This window comes from Novosphingobium subterraneum, assembly GCF_000807925.1.
Classification (GTDB): Bacteria; Pseudomonadota; Alphaproteobacteria; order Sphingomonadales; family Sphingomonadaceae; genus Novosphingobium; species Novosphingobium subterraneum.
Genome location: NZ_JRVC01000015.1, coordinates 46,051 through 71,865 on the forward strand (window position 1 = coordinate 46,051; position 25,815 = coordinate 71,865).

The window sequence follows — 25,815 nt, forward strand, 5'->3', positions numbered from 1 at the left end:
TTTGGGCGCAATTTCGGCAAAGTCCAGCAGTTCGATGGTCGGGGGTCACCCTTATCGAACTGTCAGTCCTTTGCCGTCATGGCCTACGGAAGGTCCATTTGCCGGCCTCGGACGCCGTGTCGAAGCGGACGAGCCGCGGCGTGCTGGCCCCGACAGCGGCCAAGGCCAGGGGCTTCATGGGATCGGGCGTGGTCTTCGGGACGATTCGATAGGTGCCATCCGGCAGCATGTCGATCCGCCAGAGCTGTTCGGGTGCGCCGGTGTATTCCGGCACTGTCACGACATCGCCCGACGGCGTGGCGGCAAGAGCGCGGTTCGTTCCGGCGATGACGATCTTCATATACGGCGCGCCAAACCAGCCCCCGGCACCGGTCGCAGGTTCGACTGTCCAATGCTGGTTGGGACGGACCTGGTACGTACCCATGTCGACCGGGATCGTGCCCTTGGGCCACACGGCCTGGTTCTGCTCCAGAGTCTGGTCCGGCACGGGCTTGACCGGCTCCTTGGGCGGGCCGAAACCGGTCCACGACCAGGGCAAGCGCACTTCGTCCACCGCCAATTGCAGCGCGCCGCCGCGCTCGGACTGGATCTCGTAAGTGCCGGGGCGCAGGTTTTCCTGTCCCACTGGCCAACCGTTCTTCCAGGTCAGCGGCAGGATTGCGAGAACGCTGCGCGCGGAGCGGTCCATATCGGCCTCGTAGTGGAACGAGAACTTTTCCACGCCATCGCCGAGCTCAACCAGGCCGAAATGGCCAGCGCCGCGACCACGGCCGTTCGATCCCCAGACCAGCTTGCCGCCACCCTTGAGCAGGGGCACGCCGAAGTTGTCGACATAAGGGCCGAGCGGGCTCCTCGAACGGCCGACGCGGATATTGTAGGTCGAGTTGGGCCCGTCGCAGCAGGTGCCATGGGTGCCGAGCAGATAGTACCAGCCATCGCGATAAAGCAGTGCGGTTGCCTCCATGTCGATCGCGATATCGACGGGCTGGTTGCCGGGCAGGCGTTCGGCAGTTTTTGGATCAAGTTCGACCATCCGGATCGCGCCGAAGTAGGTGCCGTAGCTGAGCCAAAGGCGCCCTTCGGCGAGCAGGAAGGCCGGGTCGATTGCATCGTTGTTCTCGAAGCCATCGCTCGAAGCCACGGTGCCGACCTCGTGGAAACCGAAATCCCTGGACGCGGGATCGAGCGACTTCGTCCACATGATCTTCACGTCGCTCTTGTGGCCGCCATTCATGCCGCCGCCGCCGACGGCCCAGGCCACGTAGTAGCGATCCCCCAGATTGATCACGTCGGGCGCTACGCCGCCGCCGGGCCGAACTGGTCCGCTTTTCCAGGTCCAGCCGTCAGACGACACCAGGCCGCCCTTGCCGGTGCCGAAGGTGTAGAAGCGACCATCTGAATGCGCAATTGTCGAGGGATCATGGATGTAAGGCTCGCCCTCCATCTGCGCGACGGGGTTGCTCTGCGCGAGAAGCGGGGCGGCAATGCCGGCGAGAGCTGCGGCGGCGAGGAGCTTGGTGTTCATCACAGGCCTTTCAGCGCAGGGTAACTTTGAGATCGCGGATCGGCTGTCCCTTGTCGTCGACGAATCGGACCGCGAAATCGGACAGGCCGGGGCCGTTGATGACCGCGCCGTGCAGCACGTTACGACCCTTTTTCAAACCGAGCGCGGGCGAGACGACATCGTCCATGACCATGCGACGGTCGCCGAACAAGGCCGCGGCTTCCTTCCCGTTCAGCCACCACATCGATGCGGAGTTGGAGCCGACGGCGAGGTGAGCTTGGGGCATATCGCGTGGCGCGTCGATCACCGTCGTTGCCCAGAAGATTACGCCGTAAGTCGGCTTGCCGTAGGCGGCGGCGAAGTAGAACAGCTTGGCGTCCCACTGCGTGGCGTCAAGCGCATGCCAGGTGAGGGCAGCGCCCTTGTGCGAAACGGTCTGGCCTTCACTGGGCAGCTTGCGGTCGAGACCTGCGGGTCGGTCTTCAGCAAAGGCCTTGCGCACGTAGTCGCTGGTAAAGAGCTGGTTGGTGCGATTAGGCTTTGTGATCGGCTCAAGCAGCAGCCAGCGGCGAATGAAGCCATCTTCGTCAACCGACGTGCTGCCGGTTGTGGCTGGCACGAAGTATGGGGCGAGCGAAGGGGCCGGTTGTGAAATTGCGGGTGTGGCAGACGCGCAAAGTACTGCGCCCACCGCCGCAAGAAAGGCGGAGGTCCGAATCATGTCATCCTCTCATATTCTTACAATTGTATGAGTTAAAGAAGATGAGGTTTCAACGATAATTATCAACGTCGAAGGCGTAAAAAAGCCCGCGGCACTCGCATTCGTGCCGCGGGCTTCTGCTTTTACTCAGACCAGTTTGATCAGAACCGGTTGAGCATGTTCTCCAGCCATTCCTGACGGCCCGAGACCGGGGCCGGCTTGAGATCCTGCGCCACGGCGAGGTCCGCGATTTCGGCGAGGCTTGACTTGCGGATGGTTGCCCCCAGCTCGCCATTCCAACCAGCATAGCGTTCGGCGCGGAAGGCATCGATGCGACCATCGGCGATGATCGCCTCGGCACGCAGCAGGGCCTTGGCGATGACATCGACGCCGCCGATGTGGCCGTGGAAAAGGTCAGCTGCATCAACTGATTGGCGGCGGACCTTGGCATCGAAGTTGAAGCCGCCGTCGGTGAAACCACCAGCGCGCTCGATCTCGATGCAGGCCAGCGTCAGTTCCTCGACCGAGTTGGGGAACTGGTCGGTGTCCCATCCATTCTGCGGGTCGCCGCGGTTGGCGTCGATCGAACCGAACACCCCGAGCGCGCCGGCCATGGCGATTTCATGCTCGAAGGTATGGCCCGAAAGCGTTGCGTGGTTGGCCTCGATGTTGACCTTGACTTCGTTTTCGAGGCCGAAGCGCTTGAGGAAGCCGTACACGGTCTGGGTATCGAAGTCGTACTGGTGCTTGGTTGGCTCGTGCGGCTTGGGTTCGATCAGGATCGTGCCCTTGAAGCCGATCTTGTGCTTGTGTTCGACCACGAGGCTGAGGAAGCGACCGAAGTTTTCCTGCTCGGTCTTGAGATCGGTGTTGAGGATCGTGTCGTAACCTTCACGCCCGCCCCACAAAACATAGTTCGAGCCGCCGAGACGATGGGTCGCTTCAAGAGCATCCCGCACCTGGCTGGCACCCCACGCATAGACTTCCGGGCGAGGGCTGGTGGCGGCGCCGGCAAGGTAGCGCGGGTGGCCGAACAGATTGGCCGTTCCCCACAGCAGCTTGCGGCCGTGCCTGGCCTGCAGCTCTTCGAGGTGATCGACGGCGCGAGCGAAGCTGGCGCGGAATTCGCCGATGCTCTCGGCCGGTGCCATCACGTCGACATCGTGGAAGCAGTAAAACGGCAGGTCGAGCTTCTCGACAAAGGCGAGAGCGGCTTCACGCTTGGCGCGGGCGGCGCTTTCGTCCTGCGGACCGTTGAGCCAGGGGCGATCGAACGTGCCAGCGCCAAACACGTCGCTGCCGGGCCAGCAGAAGGTGTGCCACATGCACACGGCAAAGCGCAGGTAGTCTTCCATGCGCTTGCCGAAGACCATGCGGTCCTTGTCGTAGAAGCGATATGCAAGATCACTGGTGCTGTCAGGACCCTCGTAGCGGACGGTCGCGAATTCATCGAAATAGGCTGCGGACATACAAGTTACTCCTTGATCGGGGCGAGCGCGGCATAGGCTGCGCGGAAACGGGCGCGCTTGGGCGCTAATGATGCGGCGAGGGCGAGATCAGGCTCGATCACGGCACGAACCGGCGGGCGGGTGCAGACTTCGGCGGCGGAAGCCTTGGTCACGGCGATCTGCGCGAGACGGGCGCCGCCCAGCGCCGGGCCGACTTCGCCACCGTGGAGATAGACGAGCCGCACGCCGAGGACGCTCGACAGGATGCGCCCCCAGTGCGCCGAGCGGGAGCCGCCGCCGATCACGCACAACTCGTCGCTCTGCGTACCGGCGTTGCGCAGGGCATCGATCCCGTCGGCATGGGCAAAGGCCACGCCCTCAAGCACGGCGGCGGCCATGCGTCCGGTGGTGCTTTCGTTACCGAGGCCGAGGAACGCCGCGCGAATGTGCGGATCGTTGTGCGGAGTGCGCTCGCCGGAGAGGTATGGCAGGAATAGCTCAGGCCCGCAGGCGGCGCCGGACTGTTCGGCAAGGGCGAAGAACTCCGCAGGGCCCGGCACGTTGCAGGCCTTGGCTGCCCAGTCGATGCACGAGGCGGCGGACAGGTGCACGCTCATCTGGTGCCACACGCCCGGCAAGGCGTGGCAGAAGGCGTGGACGGCCTCGGCCGGGTTGGGCCGGAATGCCGCATTGGCCACGAAGATCACGCCCGATGTACCCAGCGAAAGCATGCCTTGCCCGTCTGACAGCACGCCGACGCCCAATGCGCCCGCGGCATTGTCTCCAGCGCCTGCGACCACCGGCACGCGGTCCATTCCCCAGGCCCTGGCAACATCTTCGCGCAGCACGCCCGTCACGTCAGGCCCTTCATGAAGGCGCGGCATGTGGCTTTCGTCAAGGCCAGTGGCGGCGAGCATTTCCGGAGACCAGGCGCGCTTGGCGACGTCGAGCCAGAGAGTGCCGGCGCTGTCGGACATGTCGCTTGCCTTTTCACCGGTCAAGGCGAGCCGGACGTAGTCCTTGGGCAGCAGGACCGTCCGCGTGGCGGCGAAAACGTCCGGTTCGTGATTGCGGACCCACGCCAGCTTGGGAGCCGTGAAACCAGGCATGGCGATGTTGCCGGTGATCTCGCGAGCGCGAGGTTCGGCGGCCTCGATCTCCGCACATTCGGCAAAGCTGCGGCCGTCGTTCCACAGGATGGCAGGGCGCAGCGGCTTGTCGTCCGAGCCCAGCAGGGTTGCGCCGTGCATCTGCCCCGCAAGGCCGATGCCGCGCACGCCCTTGCGCAAGGCGGCATCGAGGCCAAGCACCGCCTTGTGCGCTGCGTCCACCCAGTCAGCAGGGGCCTGTTCGGACCACAACGGGTGAGGCCGGGAAACGGTAAGGTCCGAGCTGCTCTGCGCCAGGACCTCCCCGGTTTCGGCGGTGACGACCGCCTTTACGCAACTGGTGCCGACATCGATGCCGAGGAACATTGGGATTTACTTCGCTTTCATGGGATCGATCGTCTGGATCGAGCCATCAGGGTTGAAGGTCAGCTCGGTCACCTTGACGTTGCGCAGGTGGTTCTTGTTGGAGAGCTGCGTGTCGGCGTAGAACAGCCACCACTTGCCATCGTGCTGGATGATCGAGTGGTGCGTGGTCCAGCCCTGCACGGGCTTGAGGATGTGGCCGGCGTACTTGAACGGTCCATACGGACTGGTGCCGATGGCGTAGTTGAGGAAGTGCGTGTCGCCGGTCGAGTAGGTGTAGTAGTATTTGCCATCCTTTTTGAAGACCCAGGAGGCTTCGAAGAAGCGGCGCTCGTGGTCGCCTCCCAGTACCGGCTTGCCATCTTCGCCCAGGATCACCGCGTCGCGAGGGCTCTCCGCGAAAGTCTTCATGTCGGGGTTCATCTTGACGACCTTGCCGGACAGCGCGGGCTGGTCATCCTTCATGAGATCGGTGTCGGAGCCGTTTGGATCATACTTGCCCGTGGCCCAACGCTGAAGCTGCCCACCCCAGATGCCGCCGAAGTACATGTAGGCAGTGCCGTCGTCGTCGGTGAACACCGCGGGGTCCATCGAGAACGAATCGGGAATGGGGTCCTTTTCGGCCACGAACGGGCCCATCGGGCTCTTCGACGTGGCGACGCCGATGCGGAACGCGCCGAGGCCGTTCTTGTCCTTCGATTTGTCGCGCGCCGGGAAGTACAGGTAGTAGGTGCCGTCCTTGTAGGCCGCATCGGGCGCCCACATCTGCTGTGAGGCCCAAGGCACGTCCTTTACGTCAAGCGCGACAGGACCGACGGTGACCTTGCCGCCAACCTTGTCCATGCTCAAGACGCGGTAGTCGCGCATGGCGTACTGGTTGCCCAGATCGTCGTCAGGCGTCGGCGTTTCGATGTCGTGCGAGGGGTAGATGTAGATCTTGCCGTCAAAGACGTGGGCGGAAGGGTCAGCGGTGTAGATCTCGTTGACCAGAGGTTGATCACGGAAGGCGCTTGCAGGTGCCCCACCATTTGCGGGCTGCGCTTCGTTCGCGGCCTTCGAGCAGGCAACGAGCGCAAGCGCGCTGGTCAGGCACAGGGCAGCAGTGGTGATTCTCGCCTTCATCATGACATCCCCTTACAGGCCGGTTTCCGGCCTTTCGCGTAATTGCTGCGGCGATGATAGCGCTACCTAAACCTGACGGCAATCTGAAATATGCATTCTAATTAGCGTCGGGGTGAACGCTTGGCAAGCACTGCTTCAAGCAGAAATCAGGAAGCTGCCTTCCAGGCTGCCACTAGGGACGCTGCGCGCGCAGCCACGGTCGCCGCATCGTCGCCGGGCCGGTAGAGGCTGCCCCCGACACCGATCCCGTACACCCCGGCCGCGCGGAACTCTGCGACATTGGCCACGCCGACGCCACCGACCGCCCATATGCGCGCTTCTGCCGGCAGGACCTCCCGAATGGCCTTGATATAGCTGCTGCCCAGGACGGAGCCGGGAAAGAGCTTGAGGTCCCGCGCGCCTGCGCCAAGTGCCGCGAAGGCTTCGGTGGGCGTCAGGAACCCTGGAAGGACGTCCATGCCGAGTTCGAGCGACCGGGCAATGACCGCGGCGTCCGTATTGGGCGAGACCATGAACGTGCCGCCGGCCGCCGCGAGCTGTTCGGCAAGATCCGTGCTGGTTACCGTGCCGCCGCCAAAGGCGGCGCGGTCACCCAGCGCTTTCACCATGGCCCTGATCGACCCGCACGGATCGGGGGAGTTGAAGGGCACTTCGATCAGGCGCACACCCGCCTCGACCAGGGAAGCGGCGATGTCCACCGCTTCCTCGGTGCGTATGCCGCGCAGGATGGCGACGATGGGCGGAACGCCTTCGGCGAGGACTTCTTCGACCTTCACGAGCGCAGACTTTCAGCAAGTGTTATGGCTTGGGCAAGTCCGGCCACGACGGCGCGTTCGCCGTTGACCAGTTGCGATGAACCGCCGTGGTGTGCAAGCGCGGTCGTATAAAGCGCGGCAAGTGCGGGATCGCCGATCAATGTCACGTTCCGCGCGCCTCTGCCGAACTGCGCCACCTCTGCCCCAATCAGCACGCCCGAGAGATAGCCCTTGGCCCAATCGCGCGAGCGGCCATCGAGCAGGCGCGCCGCGCGAGCTTCGAACAGAGCACCCGGCAATGCTTCGGCCGAACGGGAAAGCCCGCGTCCGAAGCCATCCTCAAAGCTGCCCTCGCCGGGCGCGTCCGGGCCGGTCAGGGAGGTGTGGCCCGTAATCGCGGCAAAAACCTCGCCGGTGGGAGCCGTATGGAAGCCGGTGATGGTGCCGTCGCTGGTGCTGACCCATTTGCCGTGGGTGCCGGGAAGGGCGAAGAGATGATCGCCATCGCGCAGGACAGGATTCAGCGCCATTGCGCCAAAGACCTGTGTTTCCTCGCCGCGCATAACCTCGGGCACGCCATCGCCGGTCCGGCAGGAGAGACCGGGCAGGATCTCGACATCGTGGCCCAGCACGCGCAGCCGGGTGCGGGCATGGTGCCAGCCCTCCGCATCGACCGGGCAGGGGGCATAAGGAGCAACGGCGAGACCTGCGGGAGACCCGACCATGCCGCACAGCGTGATCGCCTTGATCGGACCGACTGCCAGCCAGACCGAGAGCAGGCGAGCCAGCGTTCGCTCCGCCGGTTCCACCAGCTGGGTCACGCCGGGGCCATCCAAGCGTGCGGTCGTCTCGCCGTCCTCCACGAGGAACAGGCGCAAGCGGGTGCTGCCCCAGTCGCCGATAACGCGTCGCACCGGGCCAGGCATGGTCAATCCTCGAACGGTTCGACGCTGACCCGCGTCGCGCGCAGGAAGGCGTCGGCAACGAGGCGCAGCGGGGTTACATCGACGTCGCTGCGGCCGGTGCGGATCAGCGTGGCGAAGCGGGCGTAGAGGCCGGGATACTCGTGATCCTCGTCATGGCTGGTGCCCGAAGGTAGCGTCAGTACCGCGCCGCCGCTTGACAGCTTGAGCGTGCCGGCATCGGTTTCCACCACGATGTCCCAGCTTTGCGGGCCGGTCTGCCGCCAGTCGAGGTCCATGTGGACTGGCGCGCCGGTGCTATCGCGCAAGCTCAGGTCGGCAGCGATGGGGGCGGCGCGGTTGGAGGGGATTTCGAGTGTCCCGGACTGCAGGAAGATCGGCCGGGGCAGGATGCGGGTTGCGATCGACAATGCGTTGATTCCGGGGTCGAAGACACCCAGGCCGCCCGGCTCCCAGATCCACGCCTGTCCCGGATGCCACACCCGCACGTCCTCACGCCAAATGATCTCGACATTGTCGATGCGCCGTTCGGCCAGCCAGGCTCGGGCTGGAGCAACCCCGGCGGCAAAGCGCGAATGCCAGGCAGCGAACAGCGTGGCGCCGACCTTGTCTGCCTGCGTTTCCAGCGCGGCGACTTCAGCCAGCGTCGCGCCCGGTGGCTTTTCGAGAAAGACGTGGACGCCGCGCGCAAGCGCGGTGCTGGCCAGATCGTAGCGTACCTGTGGCGGGGTGCACAGCGCGACGGCGTCGACGGCCGGACCGCTCGCAAGCAACTCGTCCAGACTGGCGAAATGGGGCACGCCATCCACGCCGGGGTCATGCGGGCTGACCGTCGCGGCAAGTCCGAACGCGCCATTGCCAGCGATAGCGGGCAAGTGCTGGTCGCGGGCGATCTTGCCCACGCCGACAACGGCGATCCTGATCGGGTCCATGCCTTTAGAGTACCTGCACCTTGAGCGGCGCGGAAGCATCGCCTGCCGTCTGCGTCAGCGGATTGCGGCACGGCAGTGCAAACGGCGCCGCCTCGATCTCGAACACGTCGCCCACTTGCGTGCGTACTGCATCGCTGAATGAGAGTGTAGCGGTGCCAAAGAAATGGACATGCACATCGCCGGGGCGCCGGAACAACTCGTACTTGAAGTGGTGGTGCTCCAGGTTGGCGAGGCTGTGGCTCATGTTGTCCTCGCCAGTGAGGAAAGGCTTTTCCCACTGCACCACGCCATCGCGCAGTATGCGGCTGGTGCCGCGAATGTCGGTGGGGGCCTCGCCGATCAGCAGTTCAGGGCCCAGTGCGGCCCGGCGCAGCTTGGAATGCGCCAGCCACAGGTAATTGTGGCGTTCGGTGACGTGGTCCGAAAACTCGTTGGCAAGCGCGAAGCCGAGCCTGAACGGTGTGCCGTCCGGGCCGATCAGGTAGATGCCAGCCAGTTCCGGTTCCTCGCCGCCGTCCTGCGCGAATGCCGGCATCTCCAGCGGTTCGCCGGGTCCGACCAGCTGGCTGCCATCGCCCTTGTAGAACCATTCGGGCTGCTGGCCGACCCGGCCATCGCTCGGCTTGCCGCCTTCGAGCCCTTCGAGGAACATGCGCATGGAATCGGTCTGATGGGCAGCCGCTGCAGCCTCCCGATGCATCTTGTCGCGCCCTTCGGCCGAGCCGAGGTGGGTAAGGCCTGTGCCGGTCAGGGCCAGATGCGCCGGATCTTCGTGGTCGATCGGCGCGAGGAAGCGGCCTGCTTCGAACTCTGCCGCAAGATCTATTGACGGGCCAACCGGACAGGCCCTCGCCTCTTGCACCAGCGACGTTCCGGCGGCGATGGCGCGGCGGGCGAGGTCCGTGGTGCGGGCAACTCCTTCGAGGACATGCGCGGCCGCGCCATTGGCCAGGATGACACTGCGCGTTCCATCGCTGGCACGGTGCTGCAGGAGGCGGAGGGACATGATGGGATCTCCTGTCAGGCGCTCAGAGCGTCAACGTGCCGTCAATCAGGCGCGGCGCACCATCGCCACGCGCATCATCGCGCAGTTCGGGCGGCAACAGATCGGCGGCCAGGTTCTGGTAGCTGACGGGGCGCAGGAAGCGGTCGATCGCGAGGCTGCCGACCGACGTGGTGCGCGGGTCGGAGGTTGCCGGGAAGGGGCCGCCATGGACCATGGCGTGGCATACTTCGACGCCGGTCGGCCAGCCATTGGCAAGGATGCGCCCGGCCTTCACTTCCAGCATCGGCATCAATCGCGCGGCGAGCGCTTCATCAGCGGCGTCCATGTGGAGCGTGGCCGTCAGCTGGCCTTCGAGCCCGGCAAGGACTGTGGCGAGTTCTACCTCGTCCCTGCACACGACGACGACCGAAGAGGCGCCGAAAACCTCGTGGCCCAGAGCCTTGTCGGCGAGGAATGCCTGCGCAGTGGTGCGAAACAGCGCGGCATGGCCCTGCATTGCGTCGCCGGCAACGCCCTCGGCCAGCTTTTCTACGCCGGGTGCGGCTTCAAGCGCAGCGACGCCCGACTGATAAGCCTTGCAGATGCCGCCCGTCAGCATCGTCTGGGCAGTCGCGGCCCTGACGGCTTCGGTGGCAGCGGCAACAAACGCTTCGAGGCCTTCGCCTTCGATGGCCAGCACAAGGCCGGGATTGGTGCAGAACTGGCCCGCACCCATGGTGAGCGAGCCGACGAACGCCGTGCCGAGCGCCGCCCCGCGCGCCTTCAGCGCTTCGGGCAGGAGCAGCACCGGGTTGATGCTCGACATCTCGGCGTAGACCGGGATCGGCACGTCACGGCCTTGGGCAAGGCGGACGAGCGCAAGGCCGCCGCTGCGCGAGCCGGTGAAGCCGACTGCGGCAATGCGCGGATCCTGCGCAAGCGCCGCGCCAAGTTCGTTCGACGGACCCACGAGATGGCCGAACACGCCGGCCGGCAGGCCACAGGCAGCAACTGCACGGGCTATCGCCCCCGCGACCAGTTCGCCAGTGCGGGGATGGGCAGGGTGTCCCTTGACCACGACCGGGCAGCCTGCCGCCAGCGCCGAGGCGGTGTCCCCTCCAGCCGTCGAAAAGGCGAGCGGGAAGTTCGATGCGCCGAACACGGCGACCGGCCCCACCGGGATCATGCGCAGGCGGATGTCCGGACGGGGCAGGGGCTGACGATCGGGCAGGGCCGGATCGATGCGCAACTGCTGCCAGGCGCCCTTGCGGACAACGTCTGCAAACAGGCGCAGCTGGCCCACGGTGCGGCCCCGTTCGCCTTCGAGGCGCGCACGGGGAAGGCCGGATTCGCTCATTGCTGCTTCGATCAGATCATCGCCGATGGCGAGGATCTCTGATGCAATGGATTCGAGGAAGGCAGCGCGCTCTTCGCGGCTGGTGGCGCGGTAGACGTCGAACGCGGCGGCAGCTGCGGCGCAGGCGGCATCGACTTCAGCGGGGCCATGCACCGCAAAGGCAGGACCGGTCGGCTCACCCGTGGCGGCGACCACGGAGCGGAATTCTGTCATCGAAAATCTCCTGATTTAGTCTGACATATTATCAGAATGGCCGGAGCGCAACCATGTGCGATCCGGCCGAAGGGTGTTCATAGCTATGCGTCAGGCGGGATCGGCAGAAGTCTTCGAACCCCACAGAGCATAGAACAGCACATACAATTCACACGCAGCCGTCAGCAGGAAAGAGGTCTGCAGACCATAGGCATCGGCCAGCCAGCCCTGCACGACGACCAGTGCGCCACCGGCGATGGCCATGATCAGCAGGCCTGAACCCTCCTCGGTCAAGGGCCCCAGGCCCTTGATGCCGAGCGTGAAGATCGTCGGGAACATGATCGAGTGGAACAGGCCGACAAGGATCAGCGCCCACATCGCGGCAGGGCCAGTGGTGAAGACGGTGACGAGCATGACCACGAAGGCGCCGACCGAGAAGGCGGCAAGCACCAGGCCTGCGTCCACCTTCTGCATGATCGCCGAGCCCAGAAAGCGCCCGACCATCATGCCGCCCCACAGGAAGGTGAGATACTGGCCGGCCTTCTCATGCGTCAGGTTGGCGATCTCCGGCTGGCTGACGAAGTTCACGAAAAGGTTCGCCACACCGATTTCAGCGATCAGGTAGATGAAGATTGCCGGAATGCCGAAGACGAGATTGCGGTGCTTCCACAGCGAAAGCTTTGCCCGTTCCTCGGGCGCAAGTCGCTGGGTTGCGCTGCCCATGGCTGGGAGCGGGAACCGGCCAATGATCACGGCAAGAACGATGAGAACGACGGCAACGAGGCCATAAGGCAGGATCACCGATTGCGCATCGGCTAGCCGCTCGGCCTGTGTCAGTACGACGTCGGACGTGGCCGTGCCGCCCTTTGAGCGACCGAGGATCAGGTATGCGCCGAACATTGGCGCAAGCATCGTTCCGGCAGAATTCATTGCCTGCACCAGGTTCAGGCGCGAGGACGCGGTCTCCGGCCTGCCGACCACGGCGACATAGGGATTGGCGGCAACCTGCAGCAGCGTAATGCCGCTGGCGATCACGAACAGCATCGCCAGGGTTACCCCATAGGACGGGATCGAAGCCGCCAGCATCATGCCCAGCGCGCCTGCTGCCATCACCAGCAGCCCGATCACCAGCGACTTCTGGTAACCGATCTTCTCGATCAGCTTTGCCGAGGGAATCGAGGCAACGAAGTACGCGATGAACCACACCGATTCGATCAATGTTGTCTGCGTATAGTTCAGGTCGAACACGCTGCGCAGGTGTGGCAGCAGCGTGTTGTTGATGACCGTAATGAACCCCCACATGAAGAACAGGCTGGCCAGAAGGGTCAGCGCAGGGCCGTAGCGCACGTTGGAATCGCCTTCGATCGCGGTATTTCCCTGGGGTGAAGCCACTGGCGGCATGGACTTGCGCTTCCTCTCTCTTGCCCGGTGCGCGCTGCGGTACGCTTACCGTCTTGCGCAAATTCTATTTGTCGGACTATATCCGTGAACGCTTGCCGTCAATGGCGCAAGGACAATGCATGTCTCCGAAAGGATCGAGAGGATGAGGATTGCGGGAAAGCCGAACAACGGCACCCTGCTGATGCTGGCACTGGCAGCACCGGTTGCCCTGCTGGCCCAGTCGGTCAGCGCGGCCGAAGCGAAACAGGAAAGCGCAGGCAGGCTGGCGGACGGCACCGAGGCTTTCGCAATCACGTTGAAGGCTGCCAATGGCGTTTCCGCCCGCGTGCTGACCTATGGCGCCACGCTGCAGTCGCTGATGGCGCCCTCGCGCGATGGCAAGGTGGCCGACATCGTGCTGGGTTATGATGATGTGCAGACCTATGAGGCCAAGCCCAATTTCTTCGGCGTGACGGTGGGCCGCTATGCCAACCGCATCGCCAAGGGGCGTTTCACGCTTGATGGCAAGGCCTATCAGCTCGCCCAGAACAACCTCGGCAATTCGCTGCACGGCGGCGTGAAGGGCTTTGACAAGCGCAACTGGAAGGTGGTCTCGATCAAGTCGGGCCCGGTGGCGAGCGTGGTGCTCTCCTACGTCAGCGCCGATGGCGAGGAAGGCTATCCCGGCAAGCTCGACACCAAGGTGACCTATACGCTGGACGAGCGCGGGAATCTTGGCATCACCTTCGAGGCGGCCACCGACAAGCCGACGATCGTCAACATGACCAACCACGCGCTGTTCAACATGGCCGGGGAGGGGGCGCCGATGGGTGCCATGGGCAACCGGCTGATGATCCCGGCGTCAAGCTACACCCCTGTCGATGCCACCCTGATCCCCACCGGCGAGCTTCGCAAGGTGGCGGGCACGGTGTTCGACTTCAGTCGGCCCAAGCGCATTGCCAACGGCTTGCGCGATGGGCGGGACGACCAGATCGCCATCGGTCGCGGCTATGACCACAACTTCGCGCTCGACAAGGGCGTTACCGCGACGCCGCAGCTTGCCGCACGGCTGGAAGACCCTGCTTCTGGCCGCGTGCTCGAAGTGCTGACGACCGAACCCGGCGTGCAGTTCTACACCGGTAATTTCCTTGATGGGACGGTGCTCGGCAAGCAGGGCCATGTCTACCGCATGGGAGACGGGATCGCGCTTGAACCGCAGAAGTTTCCGGATGCCCCCAACCAGGCCAAGTTCGTGTCCACACGTGTCGATCCGGGCAAGCCCTATCGCCACGCCATGATCTACCGCGTCAGCGTCGCGCCGAAGCGGCGCTGAACTCCACTCGAATAGCTGAAAGCTGCAATGACCGAATCCTCTCCAAAGGCCCCGAAGCTCCGCTCGCGCGCGTGGTTCGACAATCCCGACAATATCGACATGACCTCGCTCTACCTTGAGCGCTATCTCAACTTCGGGTTGAGCCTTGAGGAGCTGCGTTCGGGCAAGCCGATCATCGGGATTGCGCAGACGGGCAGCGATCTTTCGCCGTGCAACCGTCACCATATCGTGCTGGCGGAGCGCGTGCGCGAAGGGATTCGCGAGGCGGGCGGGATCGCGCTGGAGATTCCGGTGCATCCTATCCAGGAAACCGGCAAGCGCCCCACGGCAGGGCTTGACCGAAACCTTGCCTACATCGGCCTGGTCGAAGCGCTTTACGGCTATCCGATCGACGGTGTGGTGCTGACCACTGGTTGCGACAAGACCACGCCCGCGCTGCTGATGGCGGCGGCCACCGTGAACATTCCAGCCATCGCGCTGTCGGTCGGCCCGATGCTCAACGGCTGGTTCAAGGGCGAACGCACCGGATCGGGCACGATCGTGTGGAAGGGCCGTGAACTGATGGCCAAGGGCGAACTCGACGAGGAGGGCTTCATCAAGCTCGTCGCCAGTTCGGCACCGTCGACCGGCTATTGCAACACGATGGGCACGGCTACGACCATGAACAGCCTTGCCGAAGCGCTAGGCATGATGCTGCCGGGGTCGGCCGCCATTCCTGCGCCTTATCGTGACCGGCAGGAGTGCGCCTGGCGCACCGGCAAGCGCATCGTCGACATGGTGCACGAGGACCTCAAGCCTTCGGACATCATGACGCTCGATGCATTTCACAACGCCATCGTCGTCAATTCGGCGATCGGCGGGTCGACCAATGCACCGATCCATCTGGCCGCCATAGCGCGTCACGTCGGAGTGGACCTGCCGCTGACCGACTGGCAGCGCCTCGGCCACAAGGTGCCGTTGCTGGTCAACCTGCAGCCTGCCGGCGAGTACCTCGGCGAGGACTACTATCGCGCTGGGGGCGTGCCGGCGGTGGTGGGCCAGCTGATCGCACAGGGCCTCATCGCCGAAAACGCGATGACCGTGAACGGCAAGACCATGGGCGAGAATTGCCGTGATGCGGTGATCGAGGACGAGAAGGTGATCCGTCCGTACGACCAGCCTCTGGTCAAGGATGCCGGCTTCATCGTGCTCTCGGGCAACCTCTTCGATTCCGCGATCATGAAGACCAGCGTGATCAGCAACGAATTCCGGGAGCGCTACCTGTCGAACCCGGACGATCCCGATGCCTTCGAAGGCCCGGCGGTCGTGTTCGATGGCCCGGAGGACTATCATGCGCGCATCGATGATCCTGCGACGGGTATCACGCCTGAAACGCTGCTGTTCATGCGCGGGGCCGGGCCGATTGGCTATCCCGGCGCGGCCGAAGTGGTCAACATGCGGGCCCCTTCCTACCTCATAAGCGCAGGTGTTACCGCGCTGCCCTGCATCGGCGATGGCCGCCAGTCAGGCACCAGCGGCAGCCCTTCGATCCTCAACGCCAGCCCGGAAGCGGCGGCAATGGGTGGCCTTGCCATACTCAAGACCGGCGATCGCGTGCGGATCGACTTGCGCAAGGGCACGGCCAACATGCTGGTTTCCGATGAAGAACTGGCAGCGCGCCGAGCAGCGCTTGAGGCGGCAGGAGGCTATGCCTATCCGCCTTCGCAAACGCCGTGGCAGGAAATCCAGCGCGAACGCGTTGGTCAGCTTTCCGCAGGCGCCATTCTCGAAGGCGCAGAGAAGTACCAGCGCATTGCCCAGACGATGGGCTTGCCTCGGGATAACCATTGAGTGAATGGCCGGGGGCAATGTCCCCCGGCTGTGAACAGTTCAGGCCCGGGGTCTGGCGGCGCTGAAAGCCTGGGCCAAGGCAGCATGTACCGGTTTTGGCTTGAACGCGGAATCAAACAGGCACCCGCGCGCCTCGGCCTTGTCCGCACGCGGCTCGAAGCCCTGCAGCCATGAGTAGGCATCGACCAGGCCCCACGCGAGCACGTCCTTCAGCTGCGGATAATCGAGCATCATCTCGAAATAGGCCTTGGTCGTGTCGGCCACTGTGCGGTCCCGGCTGGGGATGTCGACAGGCAGGTCGCGATCGCGCACGTCGAACTCGGTTATGACGAGCTTGTAGTCCATCGCCACCACGTCATCCACGAAACGCTGCCATTCCCGGCGGTGGGCGGCATCGGGCAAGGGTGCGATGAGATGCGATTGCACGCCCAGCGCGTCGACCGGGGTACCGCGCCTGCGAAAGCCTTCCAGCAATCGTAGCACACCCTTGCGGTGGAGGGCGTTGCCAGGCTCCCAGCTCATGTAATCATTATAGACCAGCTCGACGCCCGGAGCAGCCTTGCGCGCCGTGCGGAACGCAAGGTCGACCAGCGCCTCGGTCCCGCCCATGGCCTTCGAAAGCGCTGTCTCGGCCAGCGATCCATCCTCGGGCAGCACGGTTTCATTGACCACGTCGTAGGATACGATCCGGCCCTGATAGCGGGCGCAGACAGTCTCTACGTGATTGGCCATCATCGCCGCTGCGGCGGTTGCGGGCCGCGAACCGAAATCATGGCTTTCCAGCCAGCGCGGCATCCACTTCGGTCGATGCCAAAGCAGCGTGTGGCCGCGCAACTTCATCTGGTTCTGCGCAGCGAAGGCCGCAATCCCGTCAAACGCCGCAAAATCGAATGAAGTGGGCGAGGGCCTGATGGCCTGCCACTTCATCTCATTTTCGGCGACCACAATCGCGCATTCGCGCCTGAGCAAATCGGCAAGCGCGGGATTTCTCCAGGATCCGCCACCACCACCGGCGACGGCCGAGCCAAACCGCATGCCCTTTGCGGCGGCCAGAGCGGACAGGGATAGCGGTGGCGTCGCCGCCAGGCCGACCACCGGCCGTGAGAGCATGGCAACGCCGCCAGCAATGATGCCAAGGCCTTGCCTTCGAGTCATGGTGCTCGATCTTTTCACGTATTTCCTTTCCCGGTTGCTCCAGACTCTTCCGCCTGATTACTCAGACGATAGCGCTACCACAAATGGTTGGAAAGGATTTGTGTATCAGCCGCCGGGGGCGGGGGAGACATGCCTCTGCCCCGCCCCCTCAAAACGATCAGCCCATCGTCTCGCCATTGTCGATGACGATGTTGGTGCCGGTGATGTGCCGCCCATCGTCGCACGCCAGATACAGCACCATGTTGGCAATATCGATGGGCTGCCCCATGCCATGGTTGTTTGCCTGTTCCAGACCGGCGTTGTCGGCCGGGAGTTCGGCCAGTGCCTGTGCGGTCATCGGCGTGACGATGCCGCCCGGCGCGATCGAGTTGCAGCGGATGCGATAGCCCTGCTCGCGGCAGTGGACCGCGATCGAGCGGGTCATGCCGATGATCCCGGCCTTTGCTCCGGCGTAGGCGGGGATGGCGCTGATGCCCTTGATCCCGCCGATCGACGCCATGTTGATGATGGAACCGGCACCGTCCTTGCTCATGTGCGGGATCGCCGCCTGGCATCCCAGGAATGTGCCTCCCAGCATGACCTCGGTCTGGAGACGGAAATCCGGGTAGGGCAGGTCCTCGATCGTACCGAACCGCACGAGCCCTGCATTGTTGACCAGCGTATCGAGCCTGCCGAACAGGCGCAGGGTTTCAGCGATGACCTCGTGCCATCGGCCTTCGTCTCGCACGTCATGCTGCATGAAGACACAACCCGGGATTTCCGCGGCGGTTGCCCGGCCCAGGTCTTCCTGCATGTCGGTGATGACAACCCTTGCGCCTTCGCGGGCGAGCAGGCGGGCATCTTCCGCGCCGAGCCCCGATGCGCCGCCCGTGATGATCGCTACGCGGCCTTCCATCTTGCCATTGGCCATTGTCTGTCCTTCGTGTCTGCAAACAAAAAGTGCCCCGGTCGTCTGAGTGGAACGACCGGGGCCAGGGAGGATTCCGTCAGGTCAGAAGTTGTAGCCGACCGTCACGCCGAATTGGCGGGGCGGGGCATAGCCAACGAGACCCATGTATCCGGGGCTGTCGTAGACCGTGGAGATATAGCGCTTGTCGAAAAGGTTCTTGCCCCACAGGCCGATCGAGTAGCGCTTGTCCGGGCCGTAATAGGTCAGCAGGGCGTCTACGTAATAGGTCGGCTGGATCGAGGAGCGGGGGGTGTTGACCACGGCGGTATAGAACTTCTGCCCGGTATACATCCAGCTGACGTCGGCCATGACGCTCGACCCGCCGGCAAACTCGTGGGTGAAATTGGCGCCCAGGGTCGAGGCCCACTTCGGCGCATTCTGCAGCGCAAAGCCCTTGAGGTCGATGAACTTCGCCGCCACCGGATCATAGTACAGGAAGCTCTTGTACTTGGTGTCAAGGTAGGCGAGCGAGCCGCGCAGGGTCAGGCCCTCGACCGGGATGGCCTGGACTTCGAGTTCGAAGCCCTTGATCTCGGACTTGGCCGCATTGAGGATGCGGTTGCCCTGCACGTTGGTCGCCGGATCGAAGTAGATCTGCGCCACCTGCATGTCGCGATAGTTGGTATAGAACGCCGCGAAGTTGGTGCGGAGGCGACGGTCGAGGAAGTCGGCCTTGAGGCCCACTTCAAAGGTGTCCACCTTCTCCGGGTTGTACGGCGTGTCACCGTCAGCGGCCACGCCGATGCGGCCGGTGAACCCGCCCGATTTGAAGCCGCGCGCCCAGCTCGCGTAGATCAGCTGGTTCTGGCCGACTTCATAATCCAGACCGATCTTCCAGCCGACGTTGCTCCAACCCTTCTTGCCGCCAACGTCGATGTCGTGCGGATCGTTGCGCAGGTCGCGGCCCTGCTGCACGGTCTGCCCGCCGACAACGATGGTGGGAATCACGGCAAAGTTGTCCGAAGTCAGCGCCGGAGCGCCGACGCCGTAATCGAGGGTGGAGCGCGCATCGACCTCGTCGTGGGTGTAGCGGATACCTGCCGAAAACTTCAGCTGATCGGTGATCTGGGTGTAAGTTTGCAGGAAGGCCGAGAAGGATTCGGTGCCCTGGAACTGCTGGTTGAACTGGACGAGGCCGGGCAGGGCGAAGTCCAGATGATACATCTGGTAGTGGTTGTAATGAGTCTTCAGGTAGAACAGACCCGCCACAGCGTTGAAGCTGTCACCAGCCGAGAACGCGCTGCGCAGTTCCTGGCTGAACTGCCAGCCACGGGTGCGGCGGCGCGTGGCGTTGTTGGTCTTCGCCGTGCCGTCCTGGTCGGTGTACTCGAACAGGGTGAAGTTCTTGTAGCCGGTGATCGCCGTGATATCGCCCAGCGGCGTATTGTCGTACTGGATCGTGCCGATGAAGAACTTCGTCGTCATGTCCGACTGATCGGGCACTTCGTTGTTGCCCGAGAAGTACTTGTCCGGCGCCTTGCAGGGCTGGTTGGGGACCGCGCAGGGGCTGCGGTACATGGGCAGCTTGGCGCCGTTCCAGAACGTGCCTTCGGGTACGTAGTTGCCTTCTCCCGGCAGACCGCCATTCACGACGATCGGCGCGCCGTTGCGGGCTTCCACATATTCGCCCTGAAGCGTGATCTTCAGGTCCGGGCTGGGCGTGATATAGAGCTGGCCGCGCACCGCATCGACATTCTTGCGGCCCATGTCCTCGCCGTTCCACACGTTGGTGGTCCAGCCATCGCGCTGGGTGTGGATGCCCGAAACCTTGACGCTGACGAGATCCTTGGCGAGCGGTGCCTCGACCGAAGCGTTGATGTCGAAGCGGTTCCAGTTGCCATAAGTGCCGCGAACATAGCCGCCGAATTCACCGGTAGGCTGGTTGGTCACCACGTTGACGACGCCGCCGGTGGTGTTGGCGCCGAACAGCGTGCCCTGCGGCCCACGCAGGATCTCGACGCGGTTGGTGTCGTAGGTATCGAGGAGCGCGCCCATGGAGAAGAACTGCGGCACGCCGTCGACCACGATGGACACAGTGTTGCCGGCATAGGGGTCGGGCTCGATCACGCCGATGCCGCGGATGGTGAACACCGCATTGTTGGGGGTATTGGCGAAGTTGTCGATCTGGACGTTGGGGACCGAGCCCTGAAGTGCCTGCAGCGTCGTGACATTGTAGGCCGCGAGCGTCTCGCTGCCGACAGCAGCAATGGAAATCGGCACGGACTGGATGCTCTCGGCCTTCTTCTGGGCAGTGACGACGATTTCGCCGAGGCCTCCTGCCGGGGCTTCATCGGCTTGCGCCTGAGGCGACTGTGCGTCCTGTGCCTGGACTGCGGCGGGCAGCGTGGCAATGGCGAGAGCCGCAAGGCTGCTCGTCATGAAAGGCCTGTTCCGTGTTGTCATGATCTCGATCCCTCCCAAAGGCGCCGGCATGGCCGTGTCGCCGCTCCTGTCAGCGCGATTCGGTATAACCGGCGCGTCTGCCGGTTTTATGCTCTCCGTCGCCCGTCGGATTAAACTGGCCGTTTTGTCAGGCGGTCTTGCGCGGCAAACCCGGGCATGACAGGACAATGACGATGGCTGGCTCCACGATGCAGAAGCGCATGCTTGCCGCGATGCGGCCGACCTCGCTGGGCGAGGGCGAGCCGGTGCGCTGGCAGCAACGCAAGTCGGCGCAGACGCGACTGAAGATGCTCGAGGCGGCCGTCGATTGCCTGGTCGAAGGTGGCTATCAGGGCCTGACCACCGCCCAGGTGGCGGAGCGCGCGCAGGTTTCGCGCGGGGCGATGCATCATCACTTCGCCACGCGCATGGATCTCGTCGCGGCGGTGGTCGAACACATCTTCTACCAGCGCATGCGCCTGTTCTTGGATGATTATATTGCCGCCATGGCCCAAAGCCGCGATGCGCTTCTGATCGATCTTGCCACCGAAGCACACTGGCGCAGCGTGCAGACGCGCGAATATGCAGCCTATCTCGAACTGGCCGTTGCCGCCCGCACGGATGCCGAGCTCAATGCCGCGTTCGCTCCTGCGGCGCAGCGTTACGATGAAGTATGGATCGCCGAGATGATCGAATCGTTCCCGCAGTGGCAGGACCAGTGGGAAGCGATGAAGCTGGGCAGCGATTTCGCCATCGCCGTCCATTCCGGCCTGCTGTTGCAGCGACCGGTCATGGGGCCTGAGCGGATCGAGAAGGTGCTGAAGCTGACCATCGCCAGCATCCGCAGCCTGTATGACCCGCTGAACTGATTCGAAATCCGGCAAGACTGCCGGATTCGGCCGCAACAAGACTGTAGTGGGAGACGAAAGCATGACGACCGTGGCAATAACAGGTGCCGGGCGCGGAATCGGCCTGGAACTGACTCGCCAGCATGTTGCGGCGGGCGACCGGGTGATCGCGCTTGTGCGCAACCCTGAAAGCGCAGGCGCGCTCGCCGATCTCGTCGCAGGATCGGACGGACGCCTGACCGTCCACCGTTTCGACGTGGCCGACGATGCCTCGGTCAAGGCAGGCGCTGCCGAAACGGCAGGCGAGGCGATCGACGTGCTCTACAACGTTGCCGGCGTCAGCGGTTCGGGGCCTGCGGAACTGGAAAGCTCCGACTGGGCCGAATGGGACGAGGTCTTCCGTATCATGGTGCAGGGCCCGTTGCGCGTGTTGCAGGCGTTTCTCCCCCGTATGGGCGAGGGCGCGAAAGTCATCAACTTCTCCAGCCAGCTGGCCGCATCGACCTGGCCCTATGGCGGCTACTATTCCTATGTCGCAGCCAAGGCAGGGCTCAACCGCCTGATGCGATCAGTCGCCATCGACCTCAAGGATCGTGGCGTGATCGTCGGCATCATTCATCCGGGCTGGGTGCAGACGGACATGGGCGGGGAAGGCGCAGACATCACCCCGGTCGAGAGTGCCGAGGGCATCCGCAAGATCACCCGCGAATGGACGCTCGAGCGTTCGGGCGACTTCCTCAAGTGGAACGGTGAGACCCACCCCTGGTAAGGAGCAGGATGATGCCTTTTTCAGGACCGCTTGAGGATCGCATGGCGATCCGTGAATTGATGGACACCCATGCCCACGGGGTAATGACGCTCGACCCCGAATTGTGGGGCTCCATCTGGGCGGAGGATGCCTATTGGGAACTGCCCGAATATCCCGACCTCGGCGGTTTTTCGGGCAAGGCCGCCATCGTCGCCGGATGGACGGAATCGATGAAGCACTATGGTCTCGACAACTGCTCGAAGCCGATGGTCTACTTCATGCAGCCCGGTTCCATCGAGGTTGATGGCGATGCGGCGCGGGCAGTGGCCTACACCATCGAGATTTTCGACGACCCGGCCTCTGGCAAGCGCGTCCGCGCAACCGGGCGCTACGATGACGAGTTGAAGCGGATCGACGGGCTCTGGAAGTTTACGCGCCGATCTTATCGCACGGTCTTTGCCGATTGACTGCGCTTTTTCGGAACCGCCCGGCCCTGACGGGTTTGGGCGGGGATGGACACTCCAGCACTTGATTGCCTGATTGTCGGTGCAGGGCCTGCGGGCCTTACTGCCGCGATCTACCTCGCCCGGTTCCACTTGCGCGTGGCGTTGGTCGATGCCGGCCACAGCCGTGCCGCGCTGATCCCTCGCACGCACAACCACGCTGGATACCCCGGCGGGATTGAAGGCAAGGCGTTGCTCCGGCTGATGCGGGATCAGGCGGCCGAATTCGGCGTCGCGGTCGAAACCGCGCTGGTCGAAAGGCTGGCGCGCGCCGATGCGCTGTTCGTGGCGACGGCGGGCAACCGGGATCTGAAGGCGCGCACGGTCCTGCTGGCGACAGGCGTCGTGAACAATCAGCCGCCAATGGCACCGGAGGTTCATGCCGAGGCACTGCAGCGCGGGCTTTTGCGCTACTGCCCCATATGCGACGGATACGAGGCGAGCGACAAGCGCATCGGCGTGATCGGCACGGGCGAACATGGCCACAACGAAGCGCTGTTCCTGCGGGGCTTTTCGCGGAACGTAACGCTGATCGCGCCCGAAGGTGAGCATGGCATCGAAGAGAGCCACCGTAGAGCGCTTGAAGGCGCCGGGGTGAAGCTGGTCAATGGACCATGCCACCCCTTGCGCATCACCGGCGAAACGATCGTCGTGCCAACGCCCGATGGAGAACTGGCGTTTGACACCGTCTATCCGGCGCTGGGTTCGCTGATCCGCTCAGACCTCGCCCTTGATCTTGGGGCAAAGGCAAACGCGGAAGGATGCATCGAAATCGATGCGCACCAGCGCACCAGCGTTGAGGGCCTCTATGCGGCCGGGGACGTGACGCGTGGCTTGGACCAGATCAGCCATGCGATGGGGCAGGCGGGCGTTGCCGCCACCACCATCCGCAACGACCTTGCCCGGTTGAAACCGATCCTGCGTTGATTAGAGCGAGGACGCGCGAGCCTCGACGCGATAGGTCCGCATGCGGCTGCGGTCGAACAGACGTTCCTCGTCCGCGACGATTTCGCCGATGATCGCGGGATCGGCCATTGCGGCGAAGCAGGCGTCGCAAGTCTGCTGGTCCGGGAAGTCGATTTCCAGCACGACGTCGAAATCATGGGGTTGGTCCGAGCCGTCGAGCGGGTGAAGATGGTTGCGCTGGTAGCGCGTGGCCCACCCCTGCAGCACCTTTTCGCCGATCAGGCGGTGGCGGCTTTCGTAATAGGCGATGAAGTCGGCCTTGCTCATGCCTTCGCGGCGCTTGAGCAGGGTGAGCACAGTGACCGTCACGCGTGGGCCTCCAGCCAGCTCCGGGTAGCTTCGGCCACGGCTGCCGCACGCAGGACAGGGTGCGGGAAGGCATCTCGCAAGGCTTCGGAGCGCAGTTCGACGGCAAGCGGAATGCCAGGTGGCAGCGCGTGATAGAGCGCAGCAAGTGGCAAGGCGCCTTCGCCGCACTGTTCGCGCAGGTCGATCGCATCGCGGATGACGGCGCCGAAGTCCGAGGGATCGGGGCGCTCGGCAGGCGCATCGCAGAACTGCGCATAGGGCAGCAGGACGGGATCAACCTTGGCGATTTCAGGGATCGAGGAGCCCGAGCGATCGACGTGGATCGGGTCGATCAGAAGTGCCTTGAGGGGATGGTCGATCCGGTCGAGAATTCCGAGCGCGTCCTGCAAATTCTTGACTTCGGTAAAAATCCCGAACTCCAATGCAACGCGAATGCCGGAGCCCTCGGCATGGCGGCACAGATCGAACAGGCGCGCGGCGGTACGGCCATGGTCCGGGTCGGACGAGACGCACAGGACGTTGCGCGCGCCAAGTTCCGCGCCGACGTCGATCACCTTGCGGTGATCGTCCATCGCTGAATCTGGCTTGAGCCAGATCACTTCCACATCGAGCAGCGGAAGGCCGGAAGCCGCGAGCGCGGCGCGTGCATCGCGGGTGTGTGCCGGTGTCCACTCTCCTGGGTCCACCCAGAGCCCGACCATGTCGAAACCGCCGGCCCGGGCCGCTTCGATGGTGTCCACAGGGCCGAATTCGGGCACGACACCGGACGCCAGGGAGATCGGGTTCATGGGCCCGCACCCCCTCACATCTGCGGTTCGGGGAGGTCCGGATCGTCCTGCAGATACCAGTCCAGCCATTCGTGGAAGTACTGGTTGCCGCGCTCGTTGCGACCGAACACCAGCTCGTCATGCGCGCCGGTTTCGAGGCCCTTCTGGATTTCGAGGCCGATGAGGTAGTCTTCCGTATAGGTGACGTCGCGGAAGAAGTTCATCGCCGCTTCGACGTTTGCGCGGTCCTCCTCGTCGCGGATCGGTTCGCGGCGCAGGTAGTTGAGCACGGTGCGGTTCTCGCCCGGCGTCGGTCCGGGGAAGAGCTGGGCGACCTGGGTGATCTCTGGCGCGATGAAGGCCGAGACGTTGGGGAACATGATACGGACGAAATCGAAACCGTTGTTCTCCTGCGTGCCCCACTCCTCGCGCGGGATGTCCTTCAGGGCATCAGCGATCTTGTGGTGCGGGAAGCCGATGCGCTGGTGCGGGCCGAAGCCTTCGTAGTGCATGCAGTTCGATGGCGTGCGCGGGAAGATCGTTTCGGGGTGGAGCGAGGCAAAGTGATACCCTTCAAGATAGCCGTCATAGGCGATCTTCCAGTTGGCGCCCTCGATCACGCGGCTGCCCATGTAGGTCCACTTGTCGAACTCGAGCGCTTCGAAATCCTCGAGGAAACCACGATAGAACGCATCAACATCGATCGGTGCGTTGGGGGTGAGCACGACAAAGATCATGCCCGCCTTTTCCTGACACGGCAGCTCGCGCAGGCCCAGTTCCGACTTGCGGACCTCGCCGAACTTCGATGCTTCGGAAATGCCGATCAGCTTGCCGTCCTGGCCGAAGGTCCAGCCGTGGTACTTGCAAGTGAAGCGCGGGCAATTGCCGTGGCCTTCGTTCGCCACCGGAGCGCCGCGATGCGAGCAGACATTCAGGAAGGCGCGGACCTTGCCGGTCTTGTCGCGATTGATCAGCACCGGCATGCCGACGGCATCCATCGCCTTGTAATCGCCGGGGTTGGGCATTTCGGCGGTGAAGGCAAGCATCAGCGGCACGCGCTTGAACACCAGCTCCATTTCCGCCTTCCACTGGTCCGGGTCAGTGTAGCTGCGCACCGGCACGCGCTTGGTGCTGTCGGTCAGGAAGGTCTTCTTGTTCTCGACATAGTCGCGCATGATTTCAGCGACTTGTCCGATGCGCTCGATACGGTCCATCTGGGTATTGCCTCTCCGTGGCCTTGTAGCCAATGTTGCTT

23 protein-coding genes are annotated in these 25,815 nt (G+C 63.9%); 6 read left to right on the forward strand and 17 right to left on the reverse strand.

The window, feature by feature from the left end; translation table 11 throughout:
• Positions 1 to 76: 76 nt before the first annotated feature.
• The 11 genes from NJ75_RS15025 to NJ75_RS15075 all read right to left on the reverse strand — a co-directional run bounded on the left by NJ75_RS15025 (position 77) and on the right by NJ75_RS15075 (position 12,791).
• Positions 77 to 1,525 carry a family 43 glycosylhydrolase gene (locus NJ75_RS15025; protein WP_039335896.1) on the reverse strand — a complete coding sequence of 483 codons (1,449 nt, stop codon included), beginning with the start codon at positions 1,523 to 1,525 and terminating at the stop codon, positions 77 to 79.
• A 10-nt stretch (positions 1,526 to 1,535) separates the two neighbouring features.
• Positions 1,536 to 2,123, reverse strand: coding sequence for an acetylxylan esterase (locus NJ75_RS15030; protein ID WP_236727160.1), 588 nt, complete (start codon positions 2,121 to 2,123; stop codon positions 1,536 to 1,538).
• 242 nt (positions 2,124 to 2,365) lie between these two features.
• Positions 2,366 to 3,673 carry a xylose isomerase gene (xylA, locus tag NJ75_RS15035; protein ID WP_039335900.1) on the reverse strand — a complete coding sequence of 436 codons (1,308 nt, stop codon included), beginning with the start codon at positions 3,671 to 3,673 and terminating at the stop codon, positions 2,366 to 2,368.
• Positions 3,674 to 3,678: 5 nt separating this feature from the next.
• The gene (xylB, locus tag NJ75_RS15040) at positions 3,679 to 5,127 is read right to left on the reverse strand and encodes a xylulokinase (protein ID WP_039335902.1); all 1,449 of its coding nucleotides are present in this window, start codon (positions 5,125 to 5,127) and stop codon (positions 3,679 to 3,681) included.
• A 6-nt stretch (positions 5,128 to 5,133) separates the two neighbouring features.
• Positions 5,134 to 6,246, reverse strand: coding sequence for a glycoside hydrolase family 43 protein (locus tag NJ75_RS15045; RefSeq protein WP_039336020.1), 1,113 nt, complete (start codon positions 6,244 to 6,246; stop codon positions 5,134 to 5,136).
• Positions 6,247 to 6,392: 146 nt separating this feature from the next.
• Positions 6,393 to 7,022, reverse strand: a complete 630-nt coding sequence (locus NJ75_RS15050) for a 2-dehydro-3-deoxy-6-phosphogalactonate aldolase (protein ID WP_039335903.1) — start codon at positions 7,020 to 7,022, stop codon at positions 6,393 to 6,395.
• Positions 7,019 to 7,927 carry a 2-dehydro-3-deoxygalactonokinase gene (locus tag NJ75_RS15055; protein ID WP_039335904.1) on the reverse strand — a complete coding sequence of 303 codons (909 nt, stop codon included), beginning with the start codon at positions 7,925 to 7,927 and terminating at the stop codon, positions 7,019 to 7,021. The genes NJ75_RS15050 and NJ75_RS15055 overlap by 4 nt, the downstream gene beginning before the upstream one ends.
• A 2-nt stretch (positions 7,928 to 7,929) precedes the next feature.
• The gene (locus NJ75_RS15060; protein WP_039335905.1) at positions 7,930 to 8,856 is read right to left on the reverse strand and encodes a Gfo/Idh/MocA family protein; all 927 of its coding nucleotides are present in this window, start codon (positions 8,854 to 8,856) and stop codon (positions 7,930 to 7,932) included.
• 4 nt (positions 8,857 to 8,860) lie between these two features.
• Positions 8,861 to 9,862 carry an AraD1 family protein gene (araD1, locus tag NJ75_RS15065; protein ID WP_039335907.1) on the reverse strand — a complete coding sequence of 334 codons (1,002 nt, stop codon included), beginning with the start codon at positions 9,860 to 9,862 and terminating at the stop codon, positions 8,861 to 8,863.
• Between the two features lie 22 nt (positions 9,863 to 9,884).
• A complete protein-coding gene (locus NJ75_RS15070) occupies positions 9,885 to 11,411 on the reverse strand; it encodes an aldehyde dehydrogenase (NADP(+)) (protein WP_052242545.1) in 1,527 nt (508 codons plus the stop codon).
• Between the two features lie 90 nt (positions 11,412 to 11,501).
• Positions 11,502 to 12,791 carry a sugar MFS transporter gene (locus NJ75_RS15075; protein WP_052242546.1) on the reverse strand — a complete coding sequence of 430 codons (1,290 nt, stop codon included), beginning with the start codon at positions 12,789 to 12,791 and terminating at the stop codon, positions 11,502 to 11,504.
• 181 nt (positions 12,792 to 12,972) lie between these two features.
• Between NJ75_RS15075 and NJ75_RS15080 the strand changes: the two genes are divergently transcribed.
• Positions 12,973 to 14,103 carry an aldose epimerase family protein gene (locus tag NJ75_RS15080; RefSeq protein WP_039336024.1) on the forward strand — a complete coding sequence of 377 codons (1,131 nt, stop codon included), beginning with the start codon at positions 12,973 to 12,975 and terminating at the stop codon, positions 14,101 to 14,103.
• A 27-nt stretch (positions 14,104 to 14,130) separates the two neighbouring features.
• Positions 14,131 to 15,933 (forward strand): IlvD/Edd family dehydratase, encoded by a 1,803-nt coding sequence (locus NJ75_RS15085; RefSeq protein WP_039335912.1) that lies wholly within the window; start codon positions 14,131 to 14,133, stop codon positions 15,931 to 15,933.
• 39 nt (positions 15,934 to 15,972) lie between these two features.
• Here the strand turns inward: NJ75_RS15085 and NJ75_RS15090 are convergent, their stop codons facing one another.
• The 3 genes from NJ75_RS15090 to NJ75_RS15100 form a co-directional block, all read right to left on the reverse strand.
• The gene (locus tag NJ75_RS15090) at positions 15,973 to 17,088 is read right to left on the reverse strand and encodes an endo-1,4-beta-xylanase (protein WP_039335913.1); all 1,116 of its coding nucleotides are present in this window, start codon (positions 17,086 to 17,088) and stop codon (positions 15,973 to 15,975) included.
• A gap of 157 nt (positions 17,089 to 17,245) precedes the next feature.
• Complete coding sequence (locus NJ75_RS15095) at positions 17,246 to 17,998, reverse strand: SDR family oxidoreductase (RefSeq protein WP_039335915.1); 753 nt, start codon at positions 17,996 to 17,998, stop codon at positions 17,246 to 17,248.
• Between the two features lie 81 nt (positions 17,999 to 18,079).
• Positions 18,080 to 20,416 carry a TonB-dependent receptor gene (locus tag NJ75_RS15100; protein WP_052242547.1) on the reverse strand — a complete coding sequence of 779 codons (2,337 nt, stop codon included), beginning with the start codon at positions 20,414 to 20,416 and terminating at the stop codon, positions 18,080 to 18,082.
• A gap of 197 nt (positions 20,417 to 20,613) precedes the next feature.
• Here NJ75_RS15100 and NJ75_RS15105 point away from each other — a divergent pair, with 197 nt between their 5' ends.
• The 4 genes from NJ75_RS15105 (at position 20,614) to NJ75_RS15120 (ending at position 23,445) form a co-directional block, all read left to right on the forward strand.
• Entirely contained in the window at positions 20,614 to 21,288 is a 675-nt protein-coding gene (locus NJ75_RS15105; protein WP_039336028.1) for a TetR/AcrR family transcriptional regulator, read from the forward strand.
• Positions 21,289 to 21,349: 61 nt separating this feature from the next.
• A complete protein-coding gene (locus NJ75_RS15110) occupies positions 21,350 to 22,036 on the forward strand; it encodes an SDR family oxidoreductase (RefSeq protein WP_039335916.1) in 687 nt (228 codons plus the stop codon).
• A gap of 11 nt (positions 22,037 to 22,047) precedes the next feature.
• A complete protein-coding gene (locus tag NJ75_RS15115; protein WP_039336031.1) occupies positions 22,048 to 22,482 on the forward strand; it encodes a nuclear transport factor 2 family protein in 435 nt (144 codons plus the stop codon).
• Positions 22,483 to 22,527: 45 nt separating this feature from the next.
• Positions 22,528 to 23,445, forward strand: coding sequence for an NAD(P)/FAD-dependent oxidoreductase (locus tag NJ75_RS15120; RefSeq protein ID WP_039335918.1), 918 nt, complete (start codon positions 22,528 to 22,530; stop codon positions 23,443 to 23,445).
• On the opposite strand, the gene NJ75_RS15125 is transcribed toward NJ75_RS15120, so the two are convergent.
• From NJ75_RS15125 to NJ75_RS15135, 3 genes are read right to left on the reverse strand one after another with little or no spacing between them, the layout of a single operon-like run.
• Positions 23,446 to 23,793 (reverse strand): EthD domain-containing protein, encoded by a 348-nt coding sequence (locus tag NJ75_RS15125; RefSeq protein ID WP_039335920.1) that lies wholly within the window; start codon positions 23,791 to 23,793, stop codon positions 23,446 to 23,448. It abuts the gene before it with no gap.
• Entirely contained in the window at positions 23,790 to 24,581 is a 792-nt protein-coding gene (locus NJ75_RS15130) for a sugar phosphate isomerase/epimerase family protein (protein WP_039335922.1), read from the reverse strand. The genes NJ75_RS15125 and NJ75_RS15130 overlap by 4 nt, the downstream gene beginning before the upstream one ends.
• A gap of 14 nt (positions 24,582 to 24,595) precedes the next feature.
• Entirely contained in the window at positions 24,596 to 25,774 is a 1,179-nt protein-coding gene (locus NJ75_RS15135; protein ID WP_039335925.1) for an aromatic ring-hydroxylating oxygenase subunit alpha, read from the reverse strand.
• Between the last annotated feature and the right edge of the window lie 41 nt (positions 25,775 to 25,815).

Coding starts and splice junctions, on each gene's coding strand:
- NJ75_RS15135 (WP_039335925.1), bottom strand. CDS start 25,774: ATGGACCGTATCGAGCGCATCGGACAAGTCGCTGAAATCATGCGCGAC.
- NJ75_RS15130 (WP_039335922.1), bottom strand. CDS start 24,581: ATGAACCCGATCTCCCTGGCGTCCGGTGTCGTGCCCGAATTCGGCCCT.
- NJ75_RS15115 (WP_039336031.1), top strand. CDS start 22,048: ATGCCTTTTTCAGGACCGCTTGAGGATCGCATGGCGATCCGTGAATTG.
- NJ75_RS15105 (WP_039336028.1), top strand. CDS start 20,614: ATGGCTGGCTCCACGATGCAGAAGCGCATGCTTGCCGCGATGCGGCCG.
- NJ75_RS15100 (WP_052242547.1), bottom strand. CDS start 20,416: ATGACGAGCAGCCTTGCGGCTCTCGCCATTGCCACGCTGCCCGCCGCA.
- NJ75_RS15045 (WP_039336020.1), bottom strand. CDS start 6,246: ATGAAGGCGAGAATCACCACTGCTGCCCTGTGCCTGACCAGCGCGCTT.
- NJ75_RS15110 (WP_039335916.1), top strand. CDS start 21,350: ATGACGACCGTGGCAATAACAGGTGCCGGGCGCGGAATCGGCCTGGAA.
- NJ75_RS15055 (WP_039335904.1), bottom strand. CDS start 7,927: ATGCCTGGCCCGGTGCGACGCGTTATCGGCGACTGGGGCAGCACCCGC.
- NJ75_RS15080 (WP_039336024.1), top strand. CDS start 12,973: ATGCTGGCACTGGCAGCACCGGTTGCCCTGCTGGCCCAGTCGGTCAGC.
- xylB (WP_039335902.1), bottom strand. CDS start 5,127: ATGTTCCTCGGCATCGATGTCGGCACCAGTTGCGTAAAGGCGGTCGTC.
- NJ75_RS15075 (WP_052242546.1), bottom strand. CDS start 12,791: ATGCCGCCAGTGGCTTCACCCCAGGGAAATACCGCGATCGAAGGCGAT.
- xylA (WP_039335900.1), bottom strand. CDS start 3,673: ATGTCCGCAGCCTATTTCGATGAATTCGCGACCGTCCGCTACGAGGGT.
- NJ75_RS15025 (WP_039335896.1), bottom strand. CDS start 1,525: ATGAACACCAAGCTCCTCGCCGCCGCAGCTCTCGCCGGCATTGCCGCC.
- NJ75_RS15070 (WP_052242545.1), bottom strand. CDS start 11,411: ATGACAGAATTCCGCTCCGTGGTCGCCGCCACGGGTGAGCCGACCGGT.
- NJ75_RS15095 (WP_039335915.1), bottom strand. CDS start 17,998: ATGGCCAATGGCAAGATGGAAGGCCGCGTAGCGATCATCACGGGCGGC.
- NJ75_RS15060 (WP_039335905.1), bottom strand. CDS start 8,856: ATGGACCCGATCAGGATCGCCGTTGTCGGCGTGGGCAAGATCGCCCGC.
- NJ75_RS15090 (WP_039335913.1), bottom strand. CDS start 17,088: ATGACTCGAAGGCAAGGCCTTGGCATCATTGCTGGCGGCGTTGCCATG.
- NJ75_RS15120 (WP_039335918.1), top strand. CDS start 22,528: ATGGACACTCCAGCACTTGATTGCCTGATTGTCGGTGCAGGGCCTGCG.
- NJ75_RS15085 (WP_039335912.1), top strand. CDS start 14,131: ATGACCGAATCCTCTCCAAAGGCCCCGAAGCTCCGCTCGCGCGCGTGG.
- araD1 (WP_039335907.1), bottom strand. CDS start 9,862: ATGTCCCTCCGCCTCCTGCAGCACCGTGCCAGCGATGGAACGCGCAGT.